Origin of the sequence: Amycolatopsis saalfeldensis (assembly GCF_900110575.1) — a bacterium.
In the GTDB taxonomy this organism is placed as follows: Bacteria; Actinomycetota; Actinomycetes; order Mycobacteriales; family Pseudonocardiaceae; genus Amycolatopsis; species Amycolatopsis saalfeldensis.
Window position 1 is genome coordinate 708,690 of sequence record NZ_FOEF01000002.1, and the last position, 24,765, is coordinate 733,454.

The 24,765-nt window shown below is 74.1% G+C and carries 20 protein-coding genes; 14 read left to right on the forward strand and 6 right to left on the reverse strand.

Going from position 1 to position 24,765, the window contains the following annotated elements; genetic code table 11:
- Positions 1-2: 2 nt before the first annotated feature.
- From BMY97_RS07420 to BMY97_RS07445, 6 genes are read right to left on the reverse strand one after another with little or no spacing between them, the layout of a single operon-like run.
- Entirely contained in the window at positions 3-1,013 is a 1,011-nt protein-coding gene (locus BMY97_RS07420) for a pyridoxal phosphate-dependent aminotransferase (RefSeq protein WP_091614342.1), read from the reverse strand.
- A gap of 4 nt (positions 1,014-1,017) precedes the next feature.
- On the reverse strand, positions 1,018-1,446 hold the full coding sequence (locus BMY97_RS07425; RefSeq protein ID WP_177231217.1) for an ester cyclase: 429 nt from the start codon (positions 1,444-1,446) through the stop codon (positions 1,018-1,020).
- A gap of 43 nt (positions 1,447-1,489) precedes the next feature.
- Entirely contained in the window at positions 1,490-2,728 is a 1,239-nt protein-coding gene (locus BMY97_RS07430; RefSeq protein ID WP_177231218.1) for an acyl-CoA dehydrogenase family protein, read from the reverse strand.
- A 16-nt stretch (positions 2,729-2,744) separates the two neighbouring features.
- Positions 2,745-3,581 carry an SAM-dependent methyltransferase gene (locus BMY97_RS07435; RefSeq protein WP_177231219.1) on the reverse strand — a complete coding sequence of 279 codons (837 nt, stop codon included), beginning with the start codon at positions 3,579-3,581 and terminating at the stop codon, positions 2,745-2,747.
- Complete coding sequence (locus tag BMY97_RS07440; protein ID WP_091614353.1) at positions 3,578-4,141, reverse strand: DUF2867 domain-containing protein; 564 nt, start codon at positions 4,139-4,141, stop codon at positions 3,578-3,580. The genes BMY97_RS07435 and BMY97_RS07440 overlap by 4 nt, the downstream gene beginning before the upstream one ends.
- A gap of 43 nt (positions 4,142-4,184) precedes the next feature.
- Positions 4,185-5,228: an alpha/beta hydrolase gene (locus BMY97_RS07445; RefSeq protein WP_177231220.1), complete on the reverse strand. Its 1,044-nt coding sequence runs from the start codon at positions 5,226-5,228 to the stop codon at positions 4,185-4,187.
- Positions 5,229-5,789: 561 nt separating this feature from the next.
- Here BMY97_RS07445 and BMY97_RS07450 point away from each other — a divergent pair.
- The 14 genes from BMY97_RS07450 to BMY97_RS07515 all read left to right on the forward strand — a co-directional run bounded on the left by BMY97_RS07450 (position 5,790) and on the right by BMY97_RS07515 (position 24,765).
- Positions 5,790-5,975, forward strand: coding sequence for a thiocillin/thiostrepton family thiazolyl peptide (locus tag BMY97_RS07450; RefSeq protein ID WP_091614358.1), 186 nt, complete (start codon positions 5,790-5,792; stop codon positions 5,973-5,975).
- Positions 5,976-6,094: 119 nt separating this feature from the next.
- Positions 6,095-6,886 (forward strand): alpha/beta fold hydrolase, encoded by a 792-nt coding sequence (locus tag BMY97_RS07455; RefSeq protein WP_143086144.1) that lies wholly within the window; start codon positions 6,095-6,097, stop codon positions 6,884-6,886.
- Entirely contained in the window at positions 6,883-9,537 is a 2,655-nt protein-coding gene (locus BMY97_RS07460; RefSeq protein ID WP_091614364.1) for a lantibiotic dehydratase, read from the forward strand. Before BMY97_RS07455 ends, BMY97_RS07460 begins: the two co-directional genes overlap by 4 nt.
- Complete coding sequence (locus BMY97_RS07465; RefSeq protein ID WP_091614367.1) at positions 9,534-10,535, forward strand: lantibiotic dehydratase C-terminal domain-containing protein; 1,002 nt, start codon at positions 9,534-9,536, stop codon at positions 10,533-10,535. Before BMY97_RS07460 ends, BMY97_RS07465 begins: the two co-directional genes overlap by 4 nt.
- A gap of 5 nt (positions 10,536-10,540) precedes the next feature.
- A complete protein-coding gene (locus BMY97_RS07470) occupies positions 10,541-11,644 on the forward strand; it encodes a lantibiotic dehydratase C-terminal domain-containing protein (protein WP_177231221.1) in 1,104 nt (367 codons plus the stop codon).
- Positions 11,641-13,260: a nitroreductase family protein gene (locus BMY97_RS07475; RefSeq protein WP_091614372.1), complete on the forward strand. Its 1,620-nt coding sequence runs from the start codon at positions 11,641-11,643 to the stop codon at positions 13,258-13,260. Before BMY97_RS07470 ends, BMY97_RS07475 begins: the two co-directional genes overlap by 4 nt.
- Positions 13,257-14,903, forward strand: coding sequence for a hypothetical protein (locus BMY97_RS07480; protein WP_091614375.1), 1,647 nt, complete (start codon positions 13,257-13,259; stop codon positions 14,901-14,903). Before BMY97_RS07475 ends, BMY97_RS07480 begins: the two co-directional genes overlap by 4 nt.
- The gene (locus tag BMY97_RS07485; RefSeq protein WP_177231222.1) at positions 14,900-16,828 is read left to right on the forward strand and encodes a TOMM precursor leader peptide-binding protein; all 1,929 of its coding nucleotides are present in this window, start codon (positions 14,900-14,902) and stop codon (positions 16,826-16,828) included. The genes BMY97_RS07480 and BMY97_RS07485 overlap by 4 nt, the downstream gene beginning before the upstream one ends.
- Positions 16,806-18,134 carry a cytochrome P450 gene (locus BMY97_RS07490; protein ID WP_143086145.1) on the forward strand — a complete coding sequence of 443 codons (1,329 nt, stop codon included), beginning with the start codon at positions 16,806-16,808 and terminating at the stop codon, positions 18,132-18,134. Before BMY97_RS07485 ends, BMY97_RS07490 begins: the two co-directional genes overlap by 23 nt.
- Positions 18,110-19,405, forward strand: coding sequence for an AMP-binding protein (locus tag BMY97_RS07495; RefSeq protein WP_091614382.1), 1,296 nt, complete (start codon positions 18,110-18,112; stop codon positions 19,403-19,405). Before BMY97_RS07490 ends, BMY97_RS07495 begins: the two co-directional genes overlap by 25 nt.
- Positions 19,402-20,583 (forward strand): cytochrome P450 family protein, encoded by a 1,182-nt coding sequence (locus BMY97_RS07500; protein ID WP_091614385.1) that lies wholly within the window; start codon positions 19,402-19,404, stop codon positions 20,581-20,583. The genes BMY97_RS07495 and BMY97_RS07500 overlap by 4 nt, the downstream gene beginning before the upstream one ends.
- The gene (locus BMY97_RS46895; RefSeq protein WP_091614387.1) at positions 20,571-23,051 is read left to right on the forward strand and encodes a lantibiotic dehydratase; all 2,481 of its coding nucleotides are present in this window, start codon (positions 20,571-20,573) and stop codon (positions 23,049-23,051) included. Before BMY97_RS07500 ends, BMY97_RS46895 begins: the two co-directional genes overlap by 13 nt.
- Entirely contained in the window at positions 23,048-23,575 is a 528-nt protein-coding gene (locus tag BMY97_RS46900) for a pyridoxamine 5'-phosphate oxidase family protein (RefSeq protein ID WP_177231223.1), read from the forward strand. Before BMY97_RS46895 ends, BMY97_RS46900 begins: the two co-directional genes overlap by 4 nt.
- Positions 23,575-24,765: a YcaO-like family protein gene (locus BMY97_RS07515; RefSeq protein WP_091614389.1), complete on the forward strand. Its 1,191-nt coding sequence runs from the start codon at positions 23,575-23,577 to the stop codon at positions 24,763-24,765. The genes BMY97_RS46900 and BMY97_RS07515 overlap by 1 nt, the downstream gene beginning before the upstream one ends.

Here is a 24,765-nt window from a genome sequence, read left to right on the forward strand (position 1 = left end):
AGTCAGCCGGTGCGGGCCGGATGGCTCGGACGGCGGTATTCCCGGGCCGCCTCCAGCACCCTGACGCTGTCGGCTCGGGTGCCCACGGTGATCCGCGTGCCGACCGCGGAAGTGCTCACCGTGACACCACCTTCGCGCAGGTGCTCCGCGAAGCCGGGCTCACCGGGGATCAGCACGAAGTTCGCGGCACTGTCCACCACAGCCAGGCCGCGGGACCGCAGCCCGGCGGTCAGCCAGGCCCGTTCGGCCCGCAGCTCGGTCATCCGCGCCTCGTGCTGCCCGGTGTCGCGCAATGTCTCGATCGCCGCCGCGCAGGCCAGGTCGGACACGGTGAACGGCATCGAGCAGGCGTTGAGCTCGGCGACCAGCCGCGGCCCGGCGATCGCGTAGCCGATCCGCAGCCCGGCCAGGCCGTGGGCCTTGGAGAACGTCCGGGTGACCACCACGTTCGGCCGCGACGTCGCCAATTCGGCCGACGATCGGGGCTCGGCGTTCTCGTCGAACTCCTGGTACGCCTCGTCGATCACGACGACGACCTCTTCCGGCACCCGGGCGACGAACTCCGCGAGCTCGTCCGGTCCGACCGGGCGCCCGCTGGGGCTGTGCGGGTTGATCACCGCGAGCAGGGCCGGCCGCTCGGCGACGGCGATCTCGGCCAGCCGGGCCAAGTCCGTGCCCAGTTCGGCGGTCAGCGGAACCTCGACCGGCACCCCGCGCTGCTGGCGGGTGTAGATCGGGTACATCTCGAATCCTGGCACGGCGTACGCGACCTTCGCACCCGGCGCCACCGCCGCGCGCCAGATCAGGTCCAGCACGCGGGAGCTGCCCGCGCCGAGGACGACGTCGACGGGCCGGCAGCCGTTGCGCTCGGCGACCAGCTCGGTGAGCCGGGCCTGCCAAGCCCCGGAGGGGTACCGGTTCACCTGCCGGAGGAGCTCTTCCCACGGCCCGAGAAGCACCGCGTCGGGCGGGAACGGGAGTTCGTTGCGGTCGAGGCGGGGCGAGGGTGTCACCGCGTCAGCTCCCGGCCGGCGCCGCGACGGGCTCGGGCAGCGCCCCCAGCTGGCGGTGCAGACCGAGCAGGTCCATCTCGTCCCAGTGCTGCGCGAGCAGGCCGTCCTCCACCAGGAAGATGTCGATCAGGCCGACCGAGAACGCGCGGCCGGTGGGCGCGATGCCGAGCATCTCCCCCACCTGCCGGCCGCTGAAGGTCATCCGCGCCACGATCTTGTCGCCCTCGACGACCAGGTCCCGCACCGCGAGCTCGAGGTCTGCCACGGCCGAGCACCACCGGCCGACCACCGCCTTGAACGCGGTCCGGTCCGGCACCGCGGGATTGGGGTGCCGGTAGCCCGCGGCGAGGCAGCGGTCGAGCAGCTCCGGATTCCCGGTGTTGTAGGCACTCACGAAGTCGCCGACCAGACGCTCGGCGGTCGCTCGGTCCATGGTCTCCCTGCTTCCTGGTTCGAAACCCATGTTTTCGCCGGGCTCAGCGCGCCGCGCCGGCCACGGTGCCCGCCCGGGTGGCCAGCTCGGCCGAGCGCGGCGGGTTGACCGGCGCGACCGGCAGACCGAGCTCGGTCGAGGCGATCAGCTCGCAGGCGTCGGCATTGCTGTACGGGTGCACGGTGCCCGCCCGGACGTCGCGCAGCGCGCGGTCGTAGACCGAACCGGGCTTCAGCGCCGGGGAACCGGCCAGCTGCACCACCCGGTCGACGACGGCCACCGCGTTGTTCGTGCCGGCCAGCTTGGCCATCAGCACGCGGGACATGCCCTCCTGGACGCCCAGCTCCGTCCACAGGCTGTTGCCCATGACCTCCTCGGCGGTCCGCGAGATCAGCGCGCGGGCGCTCTCGACGAGCAGCTCGCACTCCGCGATCGTGGTCTGGGCGAACGCGCGGTGCTCCCAGCCGCGTTTGCGCAGGTCGCGGACGCACTGCTCGAGCGCGCCGACCGCGATGCCGAGGTAGACCGCGCCGAACGACGGCATCGCCCAGCCCCACAGCGTCTGCAGCAGGGTGCCGTCCAGGTGACCTTCCGGGAAGCTCAGCGCGACCGCGGAATCGGGCACCTCCACGTCGTGCAGCTCGACGTTGTCGCTACACGTCGCGCGCATCCCGGAGCTGCGCCAGGTACCGGTCTTGACCTTCAGGCCGGGTGCGTCGGCGGGAACCCGGAAGACGAGGACCGTCGGCCCGGCCGGATCGTCCTCGCACACCGCCATGGAGGTCAGGTGGGTGGCGGCCGCGGTGCCCGTGCCGAAAGTCTTGGAGCCGGTCACCAGGTAACCGCCGTCGACGCGCACCGCCTTGGCACCGGTGGAGCGCACCAGCGCGTGGCCCGGCTCCGCGGTCGCCCCGGCGAGGAAGACGGTTCCGCGGGCGGCGCCGCGCAGCATCTCGGCCGCCGGCTCGCTGCCGGTGCCGCGCCAGGCCCGGGCCAGCTGCCCGGTCATCGACAGGTGCATGTTGACCACGAGCGCGGTGGAGCCGCAGCCGGCCGCGAGCCGGTCCTGCGCGACGACCATGTCCGTCAGGTCGCCGCCGAGGCCGCCCAGCTCTTCGGGCACCGTCAGCCCGAGGTAGCCGCTCTCCCGCAGCTCGTCGATGTTGCGGTGCGGGAACTCGCCGCTCTCGTCGAAGCCCGCCGCCCGCTCGCGGAACCGGTCCGCCAGCTCCTCGGCGAGCGCCGCGAACCGGCCGCTCCGCACCCCGGTGTTGATCTTCATCCGCGCTGCCTCGCTTTCACTGCTGTGCACCGAGTTCGGCGGTGACCAGCCACGTGCGGGCCACTCCCGGCACGCTCCGGGCCGGGGTGCGGGGCACGCGCCTGCCGACCGAGCTGTCCACATCGGACGGTTCCACGACGGCGGCCCGCCAGCCGTGCCCGGCCAGCCACTGCTCCGGCTCGGCGACGCCGGACTGCCACGGCCGCCCCTCGGCGCGCATCGTCGCCAGCCAGTCCCGCATCCACGGCGCCCGGTAGGTGTCCGTGTTCACCTGCTCGAGCCCGAGCCGGCTGCCCGGCGCGGACAGCCCGCTCAGCTCCCGCACCACTGCGTCGGCCTCGGCCTCGGTCAGGTAGTACAGCAAGCCCTCGACGAGCCAGACCGTCGGCGTGCCGGGATCGAAACCGGCTTCGCGCAACGCGGCGGCCCAGTCGTCCCGCAGATCCGCCGGGACCACCCGGCGCACGCAGGACGGCTCTCCGAAGCCCTCGTCCCGCAGGAGCTCTTCCTTTGCCTCCAGCAATTCCGGCAGGTCCAGCTCGAACACCCGCGTGCCGGGGGGCCAGTCCAGCCGGAACGCCCGGCTGTCCAGCCCGGCGGCCAGCAGGACCACCTGCCGCGACCCGCCCGGCCCGGTCGCGGTGGCCAGGTAGTCGTCGAAGAACCTCGTGCGCACCGCGAGCACGTCGAACCGCGGGGTCGGCGCGGAGCGGAACAGTTCGAGCAGCGGCGCGTTGCTGCGCTCGGTGAAGGCGACCGCGAGCCGGTCGGTGAACAGCCCGCCCGCGCGGACCGTTTCGGCGGCCCGCGCGTGCGCGATCCACTCGGCGGTGGCGCCGACCCCGGCGGTCACCGCGCCTCGTCGGCGATGGGTGCCTCCGGCGCCTCGGCCGCCACGGTCTGCAGGCCGCGCTCCAGGGCGTCGCGCAGCATCCGCTGCTGCATCCGGCGCATCATCCGGTAGTAGATCTCGCCCGGCTTGTTGCGCGCGCGCAGCACGACGCCGAGGCGCGCGATGGACCCGGTCACCAGGAACGAAACCCGGTAGTCCCACAGCGGGTCGGTGTCGCCCATCACGACTTCGCCGTCCTCGACGCTGTAGACCTGCCACGGGCCGAAGCGGTTGCCGGTGGCCAGCTCGGGCATGGCGCGCTTGCGGTGGCTGGTGTTCGGCTCCAGGCCGAACGGCTTGAACAGCACGCCCTGCACGCGGGTCAGCGCGTCGGCGACCGGCTGGAGCCGCTCCGGCACCAGGTTGGGCCGGGCCAGCGCGGCCCGCGCCAGGTCCGGCGCGGTCACGGCCACGCCCGCGGGCAGGTCGACCTCGACGGCCGAGGAGTTCAGGTAAGGGGACCCGTCCCGGAAAGTCGCGAGCCCGGTCCCCTCGGGCACGGCGCAGTCTCGGAATCGCATGCGATCACTCCCTACGAGGGCGATTTGGGGTGTTGTCCGTCGGCTATGCCGGGAAATGCCGGTTCAGCCACCCGTTCGCCGCAGTGAACCACTGCGTCGAGTTGTCGTGCAGATTGAGCACGTGCCCAGCGCCGGGCAATACATATCCCTCAAGCTGGGCGGCGGGTGAATAAAAGGATTGTTCATTCCGGATAATGGCGCCGGAATCGGTGCACGGGAACGAGAGCGGACCGCCGCAGAAAAGCTGGTCGTTTTCCCCGACCGCGGCCAGAACCGGCACCGAAACCGCTTTCGAAACCGCCGGGTCCGCGGCCGCGGGTATAGTGCTCTCCTCACCCGTGGTCACCGTGGACTTCGTCGCCTCGTCCACGCCGATCACGAGCGGTGACGAATCGGCGGCGTCGTAGAAATACCCCGCCCGCACTCCGGGCACCGTGGTCAGGTAGCCGGGCGGTTCGGTCGCACCGGCGAACCGCGGATCGTCGGCGGCCGGGTGCATGTCGCCGAACAGCGTGCCCAGCCTGGGGCCGTAAGAATGCAGGAAACCGCTGGCCACGACGCCGTCGACGTCGTGGTGGGCCGCCGCCTCGACCAGCGCGACACTGGTGCCCACGGAGTGCCCGACCAGCACTATCCGGCCGAACCGCCCACCGGGAACCGCACCCGACCGCAACTGGCCGACGACCTGGTGCACCGCGTCCGCCTCACTCGTCATGGTCAGCAGGTCCGCCGCGGGCCGGCCGCTCGCGCCGGTGCCCGGGCGGTCGACCGCCAGCACCGGCTGCCCGTGCGCGAGCATCCAGCCGACGTAGGAAGGCTTGCCGGGCGCGGAAGGCAGCAGCCAGTACCGGCTGTCGTAGGTGGCGCCGGACAGCAGCACCTGCAACGGCCGGCCCCGATCGCCCGCGGGCCGGCAGAGCAGGCCGCTGACCTGCGCCGATGCGTCGCCGACCAGCGTCACCGGAAACCGGGCCCGGCTGCAGGCAGCGCCCGGGACGGCCGGGGAGCCACCGGCCGGGGAGCCGGCCGAGACCACGGCCAGGCAGCCGGACAGCACCGCCAGCACTGTGACGGCTCGCGCCGCCACCACCGAAAACCGGCGAAAAAGACCAGGAAAAAGCACGGGATCTCGTCCCCCAAGACTGCGTAGTCCTCGGACAGCAGCGTGCACGCACACGTCGGACCGGCCGGCGCCGAAGGACGCCGGCACCGTGGCGGTACCGCTGAAAGCTCGATTCCCAGAGCGTCCCCATTACGCTCTGCTATCAGAAAACATGGCTAGCACGAAACATGGTGGTCAAGAAAGAAAACGGGTCCCCAGTTCAGCCTGCTCCGGACGATCGCCGCGGTGAAGCGGCGTCCCTGCCAGTACGTCCGACCCAGTGGCCTCATTCAACCCCGACCCCTACGGGGTGTCAAGGGTCAACCGACTACAGCCACTGTTGGTCGTACCGATTCGAATTCCCATGGCGCCACCGGATCGGCAGTAGACAGATCTGTATCGGTATGGTTCCGTGAATCAGCCCCCGCTTGGCGGGCGAGTACGTACGCGGATCATTATCGAGTGCGCGGCCGAGATGCTGGGGGCATCCACATAATGCAGCGGCGGTCTGCCGTCTGCTTATCCTGGTAATGGAAGGGTGATTACATGAGCGCACCGACCTCAATTCAGGCGAACGTGGGCGTTGCGGGCCTCACCGGCCTCGACACCGACACGCTGGAGATCAGCGACTACCTGGACGAGACGCTGCTCGACTCGCACGACCTGACCGAGACGATGGCCAGCTCGTCGTCGTGCACGACCTGCATCTGCACCTGCAGCTGCAGCTCCTGAGCTAGGTAGCGCACACCACCGAGGACCGCTCCCGTCGCCGGCACGGGGCGGGAGCGGCCCTCGGCCGCCCGGGGTTCCCGGGCGAACCGGTGTGAGCGGCACAGAAAGGACTCCGGCAGGTGCGACCAGTGATTCTCGTGCACGGCCTGATGGGCACCGCGGCCGCGCACTACGGACCGTGCGAAAGCCTGTGGACCCACCCGGTCGTCACCGTCGGCCTGCCCGGCCACGGGACGGACCGGGAGCTGCCGGAGCATCCGGCGCCGGTCGCCATCGACCGGGTCCGCGCGGCGATCCGGGAGCAGCCCGAGCCACCGCTGGTGGTGGGGCTGTCCTACCTCGGCGCGGCCGTGGCGCTGCACGCGGCCGCGGCCGAAGGCGCCGAAGCGGTGCACGGTGTCGTGTTGTCGGGTTATTCGCTGATCGTGCGGCCGAGCACGCTCGGCCGCTGGCTCGCCGCGTTCATCGGCATGGCCGCCGACCAGCAGCGGACGCGCGACCACTTCGCCGAGACCCACGGCCCCGCCTGGGAACACCTGCTCACCACGACCACCGCCGAACTGGACGACGGCTGCCTGCGGCTGCCCCAGGCCGCCGACATCACCAGCCTCGGCCTGCCGGTACTGCTGATCAACGGCGCCCTGCTGGAAAACGAACGCCTCGCGGTCCAGGCCGCCGCCGAAGCCGGCGCGGACGTCGCCGTGGTCGCCGGGGCGGGACACCTGGTTCCGCCGGACAGCCCGCGCACCTTCGTCGCCTCGGTCGAGGAGTTCGGGGACCGGATCACCAAGCAGCGCACCACATTCCACGAACGCCGCCGGGTCGCCGCGCGGACCGCCGCGGCGCGCGAGGCGTCCCGGCCGGCCGAACGCGACGAACCCGTTCCCGCGACGCACGGAGGTGCCGCGTGAACCCCCGGCCGGAACCGCAAGTCCGCCTCAGCCCGCACGGTGTGGTCCGTGTCTGCGGCATCCCGGCGTCGGTGCTGGGCGAGCTCAGCTCGGCGAAGGTCGCCGGGCTCGCGGACGAGCTGAGCCGGGCCGACCAGGACTGGGCCGCGTGCGCGCCCGCCGTCGCCGAGGCGCTGACCGCCGTGGTGCCGCTGGTGGCCGACCGCGCGCGCCGCAGCAAAGTGCTGGCCCTGCGGCGGATCCTGCACCAGGCGGGCGAGCTGACCGAGGCTCAGCTGCGGCCGGTCACCACGCTGCCCGAGGCGGCGCAGGTGCCCGGGCTCGCCGGGCTCGGCACGCTCGCCGCCACCCGGACCGACCTCGCCGAGCGCCTCGTGGCCGAGTACGACCAGGCCTGGACCACCGAGCAGCGGGTGCTGTCCGAGGTCGCCCGCCGCGGGGAGCTGCGCACCACCGCCCAGCTCACCTCCGACGGCATGCTGCACAACCTCGACCGGTTCGCCGCGGACGTCGACCGGGGCGAGGCGCGCGGCAAACGCGCCCGCACCACCGAAGCGACGCTGGTGAACCTGGTCAGCCGCGGGGCGTTGAAGCCGTCACCGTTCGGGCAGCTGGTCTACACGAGGCCGCTGTCGATCAGCGGCGAACCCGGCACCAGAAGCACCGAACCCGATGCCCGGCAATCGGTTTGCCGCCTGCCGCGGCAGCTCGTGAACTGGGTGGAGCGCACGCTGGCCGACCACCTGGCCGGGCAGCCCGGGTTCGACGGCACCGTCGTCCTGCGTCGCGCGCCGTACGCGGCGGCCTCGGCGAAGGGCGTCGTGTTCATCGTCCGGGGGCGGGACGGCACGCACACCGCCGCGGGGGCCGAGCGGATCGTGCGGATCCAGCCGTCGCCGGTGCTCGGCATTGTCCTCGAGCTTCCCGCCGATGAGCCGATCACGGTGCAGGAACTACGAAAGCGCTGCGCCGAGCTGTCCGAAGCGGACAGTGCACTCGCGGATCTGATCGACCAGGGCGTGCTGGCCAGGGACCTCGATCTCGGCGAGCAGGAACCCGACCCCCTCACCCGGATCACCGAAATCCTGCGCGACGCCGACGCCGACCAGCGGCTGCGAGCCTGCGTCGACGTCCTGGGCGAAGTGGAAGCCACCTTCGGCGCCGCGGACACCGATCGGCGTACCGAACTGCTCGACCGCGCCCGCACCGCCGTCGCCGAACTGGCCGGATTCTGCGCGGTCCCGCCCCCGCCACTGGACACCGCGCGGACTCTCGTCTACGAGGACTCCGTCATCACCACCGCGCAGCAGGAATCGGCCGCCCACTGGCAGCGGCACCTGCGCGCACTGTCCACAATGCACCGCCTGATCCCGCTCTTCGACGACGACGCCCACGTGCGGGCGATCGTCGCGCAGGTCGTGGTCGAGACCTTCGGGCCGGGGCCGCACCGGCTGCTCACCCTGTACTCGGCCATGTCGACCCCCAAGCTGCGGGCCCTGCTCACCGCACGCCTGGTGGACGTCACCGCGCCGGTCCCGAGCGAGCTGCGACGGCTCCAGGACGAGATCCTGCACCAGCCCGAGAGTGACCCAGGACAGCCGGAAGCCCGGCTCGACGGCGACCGGCTGGCCGCGATCACCGAGCGCACGCCCAGCTGGGTCTCGCGCTGGCCGCGGGTGCATTGGCAGGTCCAGCGCCAGGGGGCCGGGCCGGACGAGCTGCTGGTCGTCAACGGCGGGGCCACCGGCTACGGCCGGGCGATCTCACGGTTCGCCACGGCCTACGCGCTCGCGCCGCGACCCGCCACCGGGTTCACCGAAGCGGTCCGCGCCGACATCGCCCTCGACGACGATCCGGCCGCCCCGCTCACCGACCTGTCCGCGGTGCTCGGCATCAACGCCAACGTCCATCCCCCGCTGCTGGGCACCCACCTGCGCTACCCGTGCGGCACCCCGAAGGACTGGGGCGGCCCCGGCATCTCGCTCGAGGACTGCTGGGCCGAGGTCGAGCCGTCGACCGGGAAGCTGGTGCTGCGCCACGGAAAACAGGGACCGCCGCTGCGGCTGGTGACGCTGAACTTCCTGCTGAACGACCTCGCGCCCCAGCTGTACCGGTTCCTGAACTTCTTCGGCATCGGCAGCCTGGGCAACCTCGCCTGGTGGGACCGCGTCGACCAGCGCGCCGGCCAGGGCACCGAGGTCCGGCGCTATCCGCGGCTGCGCCTGGACGACGTCGTGCTGGCCCGCCGGACCTGGAAGATCCCGCCGGCCGCGCTGCCCGATCCGGCCACTTCGGACGGTGCGGCGGGCTACCGCGAGGTGCGGGCCTGGCAGCGCGCGCTCGGGCTGCCGGACCAGGTGTTCTGGCGCGGCTTCACCGTGCCCGACCCCCTGGTCGCGGTCTCCGACGAGGAACGGGCCCGGCTGACCCGGACCCTGGTGAGCTTCCCCAGCGCGGCCGAGCGCAAGCCGGCGTTCCTCGACTTCACCAGCGTGACCAGCGTCCGCACCTGGCAACGGGCGCTGCGCCGGGCCCCCGGCGAGCTGACCGTGCAGGAGTGCCTGCCCGCGCCCGGCGGCGACGGCGCCGGGGCGGTCGATCCGCTGTCCACCCGCGAGTTCACCATCGAGACGTCAGGACGGGTTCGATGACCGGTACCGAGCCGACCTGGCTGTCGGCCCACATCTTCTACCACGGCAACAGCGACGAGCTGATCACCGGCGCGGTGCTGCCGCTGTTCGACGAGCTGTTCGCGGACGGCCTGCTCCGGCGGCGGTTCTTCCTGCGGCACTGGGAACGCGGACCGCACGTCCGGGTCCGGCTCCAGGTCGAAGCCGGGCAAGCCGAAGCCGTGCGCGCCCGGGTGGCGGAGCGGATCACCGGCCACCTCGCCGAGCACCCGGGCCCGGCCGACGCCGACCCCGAGCGGCTGCGGGCGTCGCTGCAGAAGCTCAGCCTGCTTGAACACGGCTTCGACGCCGACCCCGAGCTGCGCGCCGCGGAACCGGCCAACACCCTGCGCTGGATCGACTACGTGCCCGAGCTGGCCAAGTACGGCGGCCCCGCGGGCCTGGCGGTCGCCGAGGACGTGTTCGACGTGAGCAGCCTGCTCGCCGGGCAGGTGCTCCGGCAGGTCGGCAGCGACAACGCCCGGCTGGGCATCGCGCTGCAGCTGCTGCTGATCGCCAGCCGCTCACTCGGCCTCGACGACGCCGGGCGCGCCGTTTTCCTGCGCTCCTACCAGGAACGCTGGCAGGGCTACCTGCCGGACGCGGACGCGATGCTCGCCGCGTGGGCCGGGCAGTACGAGCACCAGCGGGAGCGGTACCGGTCGCTGGTGGCCGACCTCGCCGAGGGGCGCCCGATCGGCAAGGGCCTCGGCGGGCACTGGGAACGCACCCTGGACACCGCGGTCGCCCGATTGCGGCCGCCGGTCGAGGACGGGAGCGTCTGGCCGTCCGATGTGGACCGTGCCGCGCCGCCGTTCGTCGCCATCGCGGCGCTGCTCTGCCAGTACCTGCACACCACCAACAACCGGATGAACGTCCGGCCGCAGGGCGAGTGCTTCATCGCCTACCTCGCCCACCGCGCGGTCACCGAGCAGATGTCCCGTCCCCATGCGCTGGCGGACGCGGCGGGGAAGGAATGACGAGCATGCCCACCGACAACCGTGGAGACCTGACCGTGAACGTGCCGTGGTCGGTGCAGGAGGACATCCTGCTCGACGTCGCGGCCCCGACCCTGGACCACTCGGTCGAGGTCGGCGAGACCCGGAGCTGGTTCTACCTCCGGGAAAGCTTCGAGGGCCGCCCGTACCTGCGGCTGCGCATCGACTCCGACAGCCCCTCGGTGTCCCGGCGGCTGTCCGCCCGGATCAGCGAGAGCGTCGGCGCGGCGGCCCGGGAGGACCTGTTCGACCACCGGCCCTACAACCGGGAGCACGACTGGCTCGGCGGCCCGGCCGGGGTCGGCCTGGCGGAGTCGTTCTGGGCCGAGACCACCCCGCTCGCGCTCGAGGCGCTCCGGCTGACCCGCGGGGACCGCGCGCTGCGCATGGCCATGACCTTCGACCTCCTGGTGTGCAGCGGCGCGCTGCTGGCCAGCCGGCTGCCGCCCAGCGTCGGCAAACACGGCTTCAAGGCCGGGTACCTCTCCTACCTGGCCACCTTCGAGGGCTACCTGCTGCTGATCCGCGACCCGGAGGCCACCCGGGCCCGGCACGCGAAGCGCTACGAGGCCAACCGGGACAAGCTGCGGCCGAGGCTGCGCTCCCTGGTCGACGGCATGCACGACCCGGACGGCGAGCTGGCCGACCTGCCGCCGCTGGCCGCCCGGTGGGTGAGCACGCTGCGCGGTTACCTGCCCGCCATCCAGCAGGGCTTCGACGAGGGCCGGTTTTTCCTCTACGCCACCCCGAAAACCAACGAGCTGGCCAAGCTCACCGCGTCACCGGACGGGCTGTACCGGCGGCCGAAGGTGCCCTGGCTGGCCGACCTGCCCGAGCCGCCCGTGGCCGGCATCCACCGGGCCATCGCCGACAACCAGTACTACCAGGGCATGATCCGCGAGGACCGGCGCTTCCTGGCCTCGCGGCTGGCCCAGGCGTACGTGAACTGGCACCTGTTCCGGCTGGGCTTCCAGCTGGCCGACCGGTACTCGCTGTTCTACCTGGTGGCGCGGTCCTTCGAGGAGGAGTACGACCTCGACGCGGCCGAGCTGATCCGCTCCGTGCGGCCCGAGGCCGAGGTCGCCGGATGACGACCACGCCCTTCGCCGCCGCGACGGCGTCCGGTACGGCACCGCTGGACGCTGCGGGCGTCGACGGCTTCGTCCGCCGGCTGCGGGGCACCTTCGCGGAGATCTACCCGGCGAACTGGCAGATCGACTGGCAGAACGTGCCGAGCCCGTTCCGCTGGTACGACGAGCTGCCGCGGATCGACCTGCCCCCGGTGCCGCGCAAGCTGATCCGGGGCGACGGGGCCGCCGCCGCGCGCGTTTTCGGCCGCGGGACGGCGGAGTGGCTCGGCGCCCTGCTGCACGCGGGGTACGGGCTGACCGGGGTGCGCTGGTATCCGGAGGGCATCGCGAAGAGCAGTCCCGAGGAACCCACGCCGGTGCACCGCGACCCGCATTACCAGCTGCGGCGCACGGTCCCGTCCGGCGGCGTGACTTTCCCGGCCGAGTGCTACCTGGGCGTCTCCGCCGGCGACGCCGAAGTTCCCGCCGGCGTCTACCACTACGACGCGACCCGGCACGCGCTGGTCCGGCTAGCCGAGGGCCCGCCGCCCTCGGGGGCCGGGCGCGCCGACGGCGGCCTGCGCCTGACGCTGACCGTGCCGCTGTGGAAGAACCACTTCAAGTACGGCGACTTCTCCTACCGGCTGGCCGCGATGGACACCGGCGCGGTCGTCGGCCAGTTCGCCGTGGCCGCCCGGCAGTGGGGCCTGCGCTGCCGGGTCTCGTTCGCCGTCGACGAACCGGAGTTGCTGGCCCAGCTCGGACTCGACGGCGGTGACGAGGCGGCACCGGTCGTGCTCGACATCGGCCCGGGCGCCGACGAAGCCATCGACCGGACCGCGGCCCGCGTCGGAACGCGGGCCTGGCGTGGCCGCGGCCGGGTCGATCCCGCCGCGGGCGCCCGCCGCATGCACGCCGCCTGCCTGCTCGCCGCCCGGCCGGGCGCGCCGCTGGACCTGCCGCCGATCCCCGTCGGCGACCTGGCGATCGGCGACACGGCGCTGCCCGAGGTCGCCGACGAGCCGGCCACGGTCGGCGACGCGCTCTCGCGCACCGCGCTCGGCGAGCAGTTCCGCAGCGAACCCGTGGCCGCGCGCGAAGTCGCCCGGTGGATGGCGCAGGTGGCCGCTCCGCTGGACTGCGACGTCCCGGGCGCGGGGGACGGCCTCGCCCACCCGCGCTGCCTGCTGCTGGCCGGCTCCGTGACCGGCCTCGCGCCAGGCGCCTACTTCCCGCTGCCCGGCGGCCGCCTGGCCGAGCTGGCCACCGGCGCGTTCGGCGGGCTGGTGCAGGAAAGCCTGTTCGGCTCGTACATGAACTTCGGCCAGGCACCCCTGATCGCGGTGCTGGTCGGCACGGCCGATCCGCAGCACGGGCCGAACGGGCCGGTCGGCTACCGGGGGCAGCACCTGCTCGCCGGGGTGCTCGCGCAACGGCTGGCGGTCGCCGTGGCCCGGGACGGCTGCTCGGCGCACCCGGTGCTCGGGTTCGTCAGCAAGGACCTCGACGGGCCGCTCGGCCTGGCCGAGCGCGGGCTCACCGCCCTGCTGGTGATCGGGATCGGGCGCTACCGCCGGGCGCTCTACCTGGAAAGCGGGTTGAACCCGGCCGCCGGTGTGACAGGGGACAGGGCATGACCGAGACACTGCTGCGGCTTCGCGCCGACACCTACTACATGCCGGTTCGCGACGGCGTGTGGATCCGCACCACGGCGGGCTCCTTCACCCTGCGCGGCGCCAACGCGGCCGCCTGGGTGCAGCAGCTCGCCCCGCTGCTGGACCAGGGCGTGGAGCCGGACCGGCTCTACGCGTCGCTGCGCCCGGAGCAGGTCGGCTACGTGCGCAAGCTGATCGGCGCGCTGGAATCGCGCCAGGTGCTGCGGCGGGAGCCGGACTCCGAGGATCCGGTGCTGGCCGGGGCCTTCCCGCAGCAGATGGAGTTCCTGCGGCACTTCACCCCGGACGCGCAGGCCGCGCTGGCGCGGGTCCGGCGCACTCCCGTGGCCGTCGCCGGGACCGCGCGCCGCGCGAACCTGCTCGCCGCCACGCTGGCCGAGACCGGGTTCGCCGACATCGCGCTGCTCGGCTGCGAGCCCGACGAGGACTTGGCTGAGCTGGCCGAAGAGTACGCGGCGCACGGCACCCCGGTCCGGTTCACCACGACCTCCGACGCGGAGGATCGCTTGGTGGTCGGCGTCTTCGCGACCGGCGAGGAAGACCTGGGCTTCGCGCTGGCTGATCGCGCGGCCGCCGCGGGGACCGGCGCGTGGCTCGGCCTGGTCCGCGGCCAGGCCATGCTGCTCAAGGGACAGCGGCCCGGCTCCGGCACCGCCTGCGTACGCTGCGCCTGGCGCCGGCTGGTGCACGCCGTGGTGGCGCTGCCGCCGTCCGAAGGGCTCGGGCACACCCAGGTCTCGGTGGCCGGCGCGGTCCTCGGCCAGGAGCTGTTCCAGCACGTCGCCACCGGCCGGGCCGACCGGCTGGCCGAGGGTGTGGTGGTCGACCTGACCCGGCTGAGCATCTGGCGGACCGCGATCGACCCGGACCCGGGCTGCCCGGCCGCCGACGTCCACCGCGACGACCCGGAACCCGAAGCGCGCCAAGGGAAGTTCCCGGACGTGGTGTTCGGGGCCCGGTGCTTCGGGCCCCTGGTGAGCTGCTCCCCCAAGCAGTACCGGCAGCTGCCGCTCGCCGTCGTCCGGCTGCAGGCCAACCCGCTCGGCCGGACCGAACCGGCCGCGCCGGGCGACGGACCGCTGATCGTCGCCGAGACCATGGCCGCGGCCCGGCACGAAGCCGTGCTGCTGGCGGTGCGCGAAACCGTGTCCGGCCAAGGCATCGCCCCCGGCACGCCGGTCGAGGTCGGCCTCGACCCGGCCGAAGCGCTGGGCCGGGCGCTGGTGCGCCACGCCGAAACCCACCTGGCCGAAGGCTGGGCTCCGGCCGAGCCCGCTCCGGAACGCCATGCTCGGGCCCGGCTGGCCAGCCTTGCCGGGGAGGTGCCGGCGGTGACGGTCGAGTCGCATCCGTCCGGGCTGTGGCGCGCGACCGTCGGCGGGCACCGGCCGCTCGCCGGACTGGACGCCGAGCACGCGGAGGAACGGGCCCTGCTCTCGGTTCTCGGTGCCACGCAACTCGGCGACGAGGAGACCGCGCCGGTTCCCGCGGCCGGGCGCGCTGCGGCCGATCCGGACCGGATCTGCTCGGCGCTCGGGCTGTCCCCGCGTCCGGTTGTCCTGCCGGCGCTGGTTTCCGGGCACCTGGCCGGAGTCGCGCTGTGACGGCGGTGGTGACCGCGCCGGACGCCGGGGTGCTCCGGCTGCTGAGCCGGTACGCCGGTCCGCGGGCAGTGGTGACCGGTGAAGCGGCGGAGCTGCCCGCCGATCGGCTCGGCGTCCTCGTCGACCTCCGCTGGGACGCCGAACTCCCGGACTCGCCGGTCGCCGGCGCGCCGTTCCTGCCGGTCCACGGCGTGCGCGGCCGGCTCACGCTGGGCCCGCTCGTCGAACCCGGGGTCGCCGGCTGCCCGCGCTGCCTCGCGTTGCGGGTGCACGCGATCGACCGGCCGGCGGGAGCCGCGGCCGGCGCCGGACTGCACCGGTTGTCCGGACGGCCGGACGCCAACTGGTGGCCACCGGCCGGCCCGCACCTGCTGGCCGCGGTGCTGGCCGCCGAAATCGACCGGCTGGCCGCGGGCGAACGCCCCCGCAGCAGCGGCGCGGCCTACGTGGTCGACAGCAGCGGGGCCGGTGGCGACTGGCACCCGGTCGTTCCGCACACGCTCTGCCGATCGGCGCACTGCGTCACGACCAGCGGCCCCATTCCCCCGCCCCGTCCGGAACTCGACCGCCCGATCCCGGCGCTGGGCGTCGGCCGGACGAGGCGCTTCGACGCGACGGCGTTCGGGGAGCGGCTGGAGGAGGAGTACCTGGACCCGTGGTCCGGCCTGGCCACCGCGCCCGCGCTGGCCGGCAACGCCGCGCTGCCCTCGGTGCAGGCGGACGTGCCGACCGCGTGGGGATTCGCGGAAATCGCCATCGGCCGCGCCGACGACTACGCGACCGCCCGCACCAGCGCGGTGCTGGAGGGGCTCGAACGGTACGCCGGCTGGCACAACGGCGGCCGCGACCCGGTGTGCACGGCCGCCTTCGCGGACCTCGAGCACGCAGTCGACCCGCGTGACCTCGGCCTGCACGAGGAAGCGGCGTACCGCACCGAGGGATTCGAATACACCCCGTTCACCCCTGAGACCCCGACCGGCTGGGCCTTCGCGTACTCGGTGCGCACCGGAAGGGAAACACTGCTGCCGTTCCACATCGCCTACTACGGCGCCAGTCAGCGGACCGACACCGGCCCGGCGTTCGTCTACGAGAACTCCAACGGCTGCGCGCTCGGCGCGGGCGTCGAGGAGGCGCTGCTCGCCGGGCTGCTGGAGGTCGCCGAGCGGGACGCGTTCCTGTGCGCGTGGTACTCCGGCACGCCGTTGCCCGAGCTCGACCTCACCGGCCTGCCGGACGAGCGGACGGCCGCGGCGATCCGCCTGCTGCGCCACCACACCGGCCGGGCGGTGCGGGCGTTCCGCGCGCTGGGCGAGTTCGGCGTGCCGGTGGTCGTCCTGGTGTCCACTTCGGACGATCCGGCCGAGCCGGCGACGCTGAGCACGGCGGGCTGCGCGCTGACCGTCTCCGGCGCGCTGCTGGGCGCGGCGCAGGAGATGGCCGCCGCGGCCCCGGCGATCTCGGTCAACTACCGCGCGCGGGACCGCGCCGAGCTGATCCGCGCGTTCGAACGGCCCGAGCTGGTCCGGCACATGACCGACCACGCGCTGGTCGCGGCCCTCCCGCAGGCCCGCGACCGGTTCGCCTTCCTGCTCGATCAGGAAACCAAGCCGGTGCCCGTCGGTGCGGCCCCCGGAACGCTGGTCCCGCAAGGAGACATCGCGGCCGACCTCGCGGCCATGCTGGCGGCCGGGGAACGCGCGGGCCGCGAGGTGATCGTGGTCGACCACACCACCACGGAGCTGTACCGGCTCGGCCTGCGCTGCGTCAAGGCGGTGGTGCCGGGCACCGCGCCGATGACCTTCGGGCACCTGCACCGCCGGCTGCCCGGCGCCGCCGCGCTCCGGGAGTTCCGGGTGCGCAACGGGATCGGCCCGGCACCGGCATCGATCAGGGAGGTCCGGCATGAGCCCCACCCGTTCCCTTGAGCAGGCCCCGCCGCCGGGAGTGGCCGCGCTGCCCGGCGGCCTCGGCTGGACGGTCACGGACCGGTCGATCGCGGTCCGGCTGCTCGGCGACGACCGGCTCGGCGTGGTCGAGTCCGGCCCGGTGATGGCCGCGCTGTCCGGCCGCCTGCCGGCCGGGGTGCGCCCGCTGGCCGCCGAGCTGACCGGGTTCGCCGAGCGGATCATGCTGCAGGCCGCGCCGCAGCGCCACGCCGAGCTGCGCAAGGCGTTCGGCCGGTTCTTCACCGCCGACGCGGTCGCCGCGCAGGTGCCGGCGATGCGGGGGCTGGCCGAGCGGATCATCACCCGGCTGGCCGGAAACGGCGGCTGCGAGTTCATGACCGAGGTCGCGTTCCGCTACGCCATCGACGTCGGCGCGCACCTGGTGGGCGTGGCGCCGGCCGAGTTCAGCCGGCTGCACAAGACCAGCCAGCGGCTCGCGCTGGTCGCCTACGCGTCCCGGCTGCCCGACCCGGCCCAGGCGGTGCGGGAGGGGCACGAGGCGCTGGTGTCCATTCGCGACGCCATCCAGGCGGCCAAGGCGGACGCCCCGGCCGGATCCGTGCTCGGCGCGTGGCGCAGCGGCGAGATCGGCGATCTGTCCGAAGTGGACTTCGAGGCCAACGCGGTGATGCTCGTCCAGGCCTCGCTGGAGACCGTGGCCGGCATGCTCGGCAACACGGCCGCCCGGTTGCTCACCGCCCCGGGCGCACTCGCCGACCCCGCGCGGCGCGACGAGCTGATCGACGAGGCGCTGCGGGCCGAGCCGCCGCTGAAGACCCTGGAGCGCATGGTCCGGGAGCCGGTCGAGCTGGACGGCTTCCGGTTCGAAGCGGGCCAGGTGATCTCGGTGCGGGTGGCCGAGGCGAACCGGCTCGGCCACGCGGGCGACGCCGTCGCCGGCCGCGCCGTGCTGTCCTTCGGCTGGGGCGCCTACCGGTGCCTGGGCGCGCGGCTGGCCCGGCACCAGGCGCAGGAGCTGTTCGCCGCGCTGCACCGGATCGTGCCCGGCTGCGCGGTCACCGGCACCGACGTCGAACGGGTCCGGCACCTGCGTTTCGACATGCCGCGCAAGCTGCCGGTGAGCTGGGCCGTCCCCCCCGCCGGCCTCGAAGCAGCGCTCACCGACGCGCTCGCCGAACACGACCTCGACCGGCCGCTCAGCTCGGTCGAGCGGGTCGTGGCCGCGACGGTGCTGACCGAGTTCGGGTGCCCGCCGCCCGAGCCGACCGATTCTCCGCACACCATCCGGGAGTGGGTGACATGGGCGAACCTCAACCATGGCTGAGTGGCGCCGCCGAGGCACTGGCGGCCAGCCGGGCCGGGCTGCTCACCGAGCACGGCCGCTACGGCTGGCCGGAACTGCTGGCGCAGGCGCGCGTCCTGGCCGCGGACCTGCCGCCGGCCCCGCACGGCTGGGTCGTCCCCTCGGACGGCTCGGTGCGTTCGGTGATCGGCCTGCTCGCCGTCGGCCTGGCCGACCCCGCGCCCCGCTGGGTCCTCGGCGACCCGGGGCGGTGGGGCGCGGGGCCGGCGCTCGACGAGACGCTCTGGCCCGCGGCGGCGTCCTGTGTGCCACCGGATCCGGTGCGGGGACCGACTTACGCCACGGCGACCTCCGGCACGACCGGTGAGCCGCGGCTGCTGTTCGGCGATCCCGCGGCGCTTCCCGAGGCCGTGCGCCTGTACACCGGCGGAATGCCGGAATACGCCGGCGCCGAGGTCTTCGCCGCGTGCTCGGCACTGGACTTCGCCGCCGCGTTCTACATGACCGTCATTCCCGCCGTCCTGCTCGCCCGCGACCTCGTGCTGTTCGCCCCGCACCGCTGGGACCTGGCGGCGGGGGCGCTCGACGGCCGGCCGGGCATCTGCCTCGCCGCCCCGGTGCTGGCCGCGCTCGGCGGCCGGGCGGCGGGCGGCGGCGACTACCGCAGTCTGTCCGTCGTGCCCGCGGGCGGCGGGCTGACCGCGGCCCGGGCCGAGCGGATCAGCTCCGGGTTCACCGGCTGCTCGTTCCTGTCCATGCTCGGCTCGACCGAGACCGGCCTGCTCACCGTCGGCCGCGAGGTTCGCGAGGACGGCCACGTCGGCAGCCCGCTGCCGGGCAAACCGGTGTGGCTGGCCGACCTCGGCGGCGACGGGGTGGGCACGCTCTGGACCCAGGGCCCGGACACCCGGCTCGCGGCGAGCGACGGACGGCTCCTCCGCGACGCCGACGGCGCCGTCAGCACCGGCGACCTCGCCCACCTCGACGCCGCGGGAACCGGCTACTTCCTCGACGGCCGCAGTGACGACCTGATCAAAGTGGACGGTGTGAGCGTCTACCCGAACTCGGTCGCCGCCGCGGTGCGCGCGCTGCCCGGGGTGCTCGACGCCGCCGTGTCGGTCGACCGGGACGGCCCGGCCGACCGGATCGTGGTCAAGGTGGTCGGTGAGACCACCGAAGACCGGGTCCGTGCGGCGTGTGGTGCGCTGCCACATCCCGTGGTGCCCCACCGCGTCACGATCACCGCCGGCGAGGCGGCCGCGTACAGCGAGCGCGGCAAGGTGCTGCTGTGACCACGGACGCCGCCGCACGCGAGCGTGTCACGGCGACCCTGCTGCGCCGCCCGGCCGCACTGTACGAGCAACTGCTCCGGCGCGGGCCGGTGCAGTGGAGCGAGCCGGGCCGGACCTGGCTGGTCGTCGGCTACGCCGCGGCCCGGACCGTGTTGCGGGACAAGCGGTTCCGCATGCCCGGCCCGGGTGCGGACAGCAACTGGGGTGAGGGCGGCGAGCACGGCGAGTTCGTGCGCAGCCTGCTGCTGGAGGCCGAAGGCGCCCATCACGACCGGTTGCGCCGCGCGCTGGGCCCGGCGTTCACCCCGCGCTCGATCAGGGAGCGGGAGACCCGCATCGTGGCGGAGCTGCACACCCTGCTCGACGAGCTGGGCGCGGCGGCCGAATTCGACGGCGTCGCCGCGATCAGCTCCCGGCTGCCGGTCTCGGTGGTCGGCGACCTGGTCGGCGTGCCGGCCGAGGCGCGCGCCCAGGTCTCGGCGCTGTGCCGGGTGATCAGCACCGGCGGTGGCCTCGCCACCGGTGCCGCCGAGCAGGACGCCGTGCGCAGCTCGGTCGCCGCGCTCGACGACCTCACCGGGCTCGTCGACGGCTGGCTGGCCGCGCCGGACCGGCTGCCGGCCGGCTCGGTGCTGGCGACCACGGCCGGCGAGGGCGTGCTGAGCCGGATCGAAACCGTGGCCACGGTTTTCAGCCTCTACCTCGCCGGTCACGACACCTCACGCAACATGCTCAGCGCGCTGCTGCTGAAGCTGGCCACGCAGGACGGGTTGCTCGCCCGGCTCGCCGACGGCGGCACCGCCCCGGGGCACGAGGTCGACCAGGTGCTGCTCGGCGAGTCGCCGCTGACCTTCACCGCCCGGGTCGCGCTGGCCGACGTGCGGGTCGAGGGCGAGCTGATCGCCGAGGGCGACCGGGTCCGGGTCATGCTCGGCGCCGCCAACCACGAGCTGCTGGCCACCGGCCGCTCCCCCGGCCCGCTCGCCGGGGTCAGCTTCGGCGAGGGCCGGCACGTCTGCCTCGGCGCGCACGTCGCCCGGCTGGAGGGCACCGTGCTGCTCACCACCGCCGCCCGGCGCTGGTCCGCGGCGGCGCTCGCCGGCGATCCACAGTGGACACCGCACTTCCTGCACCGCGGGCTGAGCGCCCTGCCGATGGGGGTGACGTGGCGCAGCTGACCGAACCCGGCGCACTCCGGCTCAGCCCGGTGGTGATCCGCCGGCGCTGCCGCGTCGCCGCTCCGGCCGTGCTGGCCGGCCTGGGCAGCGCCGAACTCTGGCTCGCCGCCCAGAAGTTCGACGAAGCGGCCGACCGCTGCCGACTGCTCGGCGGCGTGCTCGCGGACCGGATCGCCGAGCTGGTGCCCGCGGCGAGCGCGGACGAGCGCCGGCTGCTGTTGCGCGCCAAGCGGAACGCCTTCAACGCCCGGCCGCTGTCCGACACCCCGCCGGTCGACGGTGTCGCGGCCTACCGGCTCGCCGTCGCCGAGCGCGACCGGTGCGCCGAAGCGGTCGACCGGCACGCCGCCGAGCTGACCGCGGCGACGCCCGCGGCCCTGCGCTCGGCGCTCGCCGACCCCGACGTCGCCGCCTCCGTGGAGATGTCCGTGCCCGGCCTGGTGGCGGCGGCGCGGGACGGGCTGGGCACGACGCCGGCGCGGACCCGGCGGCGGACCCTCACCCTGCTGCGGCTGGTGCAGCGCGCCGCGACCAAACCGAGCCCGTTCGCCCGTCTCACCGATTCCACCGTGCTGCTGCCGGGGGCCGCGGACCGGCCGCCCCGCGGTCACGTCCGGGTCGACCGGCGCACCGTGGACTGGGTCCGCCGCTGGGTCCGCGCCTCGGGCCCGGCCGCCCTGCCCGGCGACCGGGTGCTGCTCACGACGAACCCCAGCGCGACCCCCGCCGACGGCCGCGTGAGCTGGCTGGCCGGCGGCGGCGTGCGCAGCGCCGGCTGCCCGGACGGGCTGGCCGCGATGCTGCTCCGGCTGCGCACCCCGACGCCGCTCGCCGGCCTCTCCCCGGACGGCGCCGTCCCGCCGGTCCTGCGGCAGCTGATCGACTGCGGGCTGATCGAGGCCGGGCCCAGCCTGCCCGGCTGGGGGCGCCGGACGCTCGCGACCGCCGCCGAAGCCGTCGGCGCCGGGACCGGAGCCGCCCGCGAAATCCGCGACGCCTTGCTTGCCCTGCAAGAGATCGAGGCCCATCCGGCCGCGCTCGTGACCGCGGCACACGCGCGCGACCGGGCGGACGCGGCCGGCACCGGCGTCCGGCGGCTGGCCGCGGCGTGCGGCTTGCAGGATGACGGCACGGATCGCCTGCTGCTCACCGAGGACCTGGTCGGCGTCGGGGCGTCCGGCGGGCCGCGGCCGACCCGCCGGATGCTGGCCGACCTGGCGCGGGTCCAGGCGATCGCGCCACTGCTCGGCGCCGAACTTCCTTTTCAGCTCGCCGCCGCCGTCTGTTTCCGGGACCGGTTCGGCGAAGCCCCGGTGCCGCTGCTGACGGCGTTCCGCTGGTTTGTGGAGAGCGGCCGGGAGTCCGCGGACCGGTTGGTCGCCGAGTCCACCGAACCGGTGCTGGCCGAGGTGCTCGGCCTGCGGTCCGAACTGACCGCCGGGCTGGCGAAGCTCGCCGCCGGCGCGAACGGCGCGGGCACCGTCGCCTGCGACGGCGACTGGCTGGCCGAACTCGCCGGCGCGCTGCCCGGCGCGGTGGCCGAGTGGACCAACGTGGCCTGGCCCGTGCAGTGGGCCGGCGAACTGCTGGTGCTCAACGGGATCAGCGTCGGTTTCGGCCGGTTCGCGGCCCGCATCGCCGGCACCCTCGACGAGGCCGAACTGACCCGGCTTCGCGAGGAGATCGCGGCCGCCACGCCACCGGACGTCGTGCCGGTGGACATCGCGGCCCGGTTCGGGGCCACCGCGAACGAGCACCCGCCGCTGCTGCCCGCGGCGCTGGCCTACCCCGGCAGCGCTCTGGAGTGCGAGCCCGCGACGCGCGTCGACCTGTCCACCATCACGCTGCGCGTGGAAGCAGGCCGGTTGCTCGCGAGCAGTACCGACTTCCCCGGCCGGACGCTGCTTCCGGTGCCGCACAACGCGACCCTGCCGAGCATCGCGCCGACCCTGTTCCGCTGGCTGAGCCGGCTCGGCCCGTCCCCAGGCAGCACGCTCGCGCTCTGGGACCTCGTCGACGCCGCGGCCACTCGCCCCGGAATCCGCCACTACCCTCGGCTGACCCTGGGCGAACTCGTGCTGTGCCGGCAGACCTGGAAGGTCCCCGACGCCGAGCTGCCCGCGGAAGACGACGTGCTGAGCTGGCGGCGGTGGGCCGAGCGCACCGGGGTCCCGCGGCGCTCGTTCGTCCGCGGCACGACCCTGCCGGAACCGTGGGATGTGCTGCGCGGCCTCGCTTCCGACCACCACGTGCAGGCGGCCCGGGCCCGGACCGGCGGCGCGGTGCGCAAGCCGGCGTACGTCGACCTGTCCCAGCCGCTCGGCCGGCCGCACCGGGGCACCGCTCCCGGCGAGACGCTGACGTTCACCGAGCCCCTGCCCGATCCGCCGGCCGCCACGGCCGGCGGGCACGTCGCCGAATACGTGCTCGAGACCGCACGACCGTTCCACCCGAGGAGGACACCGTGACCGCCGAAACCGCCTGGGCCCCCGTCCGGGCCAAGCTGGCCGAAGCCGCCGACTACTGGGTCTGCACCGTGCGCCCGGACGGCCGGCCGCACGCCGTCCCGGTCTGGGCCGTGTGGTGGCGCGGCGCCGTGGTGTTCTCCACCGTCGGCTTCAGCGTGAAGGTGGCGAACCTGCGCCACCAGCCGAAGGCGACCGTGCACCTGGGCAACGCGCAGGAAGTGGTGGTCCTGGACGGCGACGCGGCCGAGGTCACCGCCCCGGGGGAACTCGCGGAGATCGGCGCGCTGTTCGACACGAAGTACGCCGGCGGGGTCGTGAACACCTACGATCTGGTCACGTCACGAGCCTCCGGGATGGCGATCTTCGCGGTGCGCGCGAACCTCGTGCGGCACTGGCGCTCCGACGACATGTTCCGCTCGCAGCGCTTCACCTTCGAGGCCGACGGCCGGCCCGTGCTCACCGAATCCGCAGGCGTGCCCGACTTCCCGGCACCGGACGCGGCCGCCGACGAGGCGAAGGTCTGATGGTCACCGCGCAGCAGGAGGCGGTGAAGCGGTACTTCACCGGCACCCACCGCACCCGCGCCCCGGAGCAGACCTGGGCGCTGGCGACCGGGCTGTTCGACCGCTGCGGGATCAGCCGGGTCGCCGACGTCACCGGCCTCGACGTGCTCGGCATCCCCACGTGGGTCGCGGTCCGCCCGCTGGCCAGCACGCTGAGCGTGAGCCAGGGCAAGGGCGCGACCGACACGGCGGCGAAGGTCTCCGCGTGCATGGAGGCGATCGAACTCTGGTACGCGGAGAACCTGCCGGCCGCCGGCGAACCGGTCACCGCGAACGCGGCCGAGCTCGCGCTGCCGTACGACTTCACCGGCCTCCAGCGTGCCGCCCGCAGCCTGGTGACGGACCGCACCCCGTTGGAATGGCTGCCCGCCGGGGTCATCGGGGAGCCGCGGACGACGCTGGTGCCGCGGCCCTGCGTCGGGATCTCCTCCCTCGCGTCGCCGGCCTGGTCACCGCCACTGCTGCGGGTGTCGAGCAACGGCCTGGCCAGTGGCAACTGCATCGAAGAGGCCACGCTCCACGCCTTGTTCGAGCTGGTCGAGCGGGACGCCACCGCCGACCTGATCGACCGTCCCACCACGGTCCGCGACCACATCGCGCCGGAGACCGTCGACGATCCCGGGTGCGCCGACCTGATCGCGCGCATCGCGGACGCCGGTGCCTGGCTGGAGCTGGTCGACAACACCCGCGACCCGCACTTCCCTTGTTACGTCGCCTATCTCTGGTCCCCGGAGGACCCGTCGATCTACTCCGGCTCCGGCTGCCACACCGACCCGGCCGTCGCGCTGTCGCGGGCCATCACGGAGGCGGCCCAGAGCCGGCTCACCGTCATCAACGGCACCCGCGACGACGTGCACGGCTCGCTGTACCGCTCGCACCGATGGGACGCCGAGCAGCCCGAGACGCCCGCGGACCGGACCGGCAGCTGGGCCCGCGCGCTCGAGCGCGTCGACCGGGTCGAATGCGACTCGATGGACGAGGAGCTGGTCCGGTGCGCCCGGCTCGTCGGCGCCCGGACCGGCCAGCCGGTGCTGGCCGTGCCGCTGACCACTGTGGACGAACCGCTGGCCGTGGTCCGGGTCGTCGCGCCCGGATTGCGGTTCGGCGCGGGCGACGAGTGTCCCCGCCCGGTCCAGCCGAACAGGAGTTGA

What these genes read in the sequence shown, in the direction of transcription:
- BMY97_RS07515 (WP_091614389.1), top strand. Translation starts at nt 23,575, where the DNA reads ATGGTCACCGCGCAGCAGGAGGCGGTGAAGCGGTACTTCACCGGCACC.
- BMY97_RS07440 (WP_091614353.1), bottom strand. Translation starts at nt 4,141, where the DNA reads ATGCGATTCCGAGACTGCGCCGTGCCCGAGGGGACCGGGCTCGCGACT.
- BMY97_RS07475 (WP_091614372.1), top strand. Translation starts at nt 11,641, where the DNA reads ATGACGACCACGCCCTTCGCCGCCGCGACGGCGTCCGGTACGGCACCG.
- BMY97_RS07490 (WP_143086145.1), top strand. Translation starts at nt 16,806, where the DNA reads ATGAGCCCCACCCGTTCCCTTGAGCAGGCCCCGCCGCCGGGAGTGGCC.
- BMY97_RS07470 (WP_177231221.1), top strand. Translation starts at nt 10,541, where the DNA reads ATGCCCACCGACAACCGTGGAGACCTGACCGTGAACGTGCCGTGGTCG.
- BMY97_RS07450 (WP_091614358.1), top strand. Translation starts at nt 5,790, where the DNA reads ATGAGCGCACCGACCTCAATTCAGGCGAACGTGGGCGTTGCGGGCCTC.
- BMY97_RS07480 (WP_091614375.1), top strand. Translation starts at nt 13,257, where the DNA reads ATGACCGAGACACTGCTGCGGCTTCGCGCCGACACCTACTACATGCCG.
- BMY97_RS07495 (WP_091614382.1), top strand. Translation starts at nt 18,110, where the DNA reads ATGGGCGAACCTCAACCATGGCTGAGTGGCGCCGCCGAGGCACTGGCG.
- BMY97_RS07425 (WP_177231217.1), bottom strand. Translation starts at nt 1,446, where the DNA reads ATGGACCGAGCGACCGCCGAGCGTCTGGTCGGCGACTTCGTGAGTGCC.
- BMY97_RS07465 (WP_091614367.1), top strand. Translation starts at nt 9,534, where the DNA reads ATGACCGGTACCGAGCCGACCTGGCTGTCGGCCCACATCTTCTACCAC.
- BMY97_RS07430 (WP_177231218.1), bottom strand. Translation starts at nt 2,728, where the DNA reads ATGAAGATCAACACCGGGGTGCGGAGCGGCCGGTTCGCGGCGCTCGCC.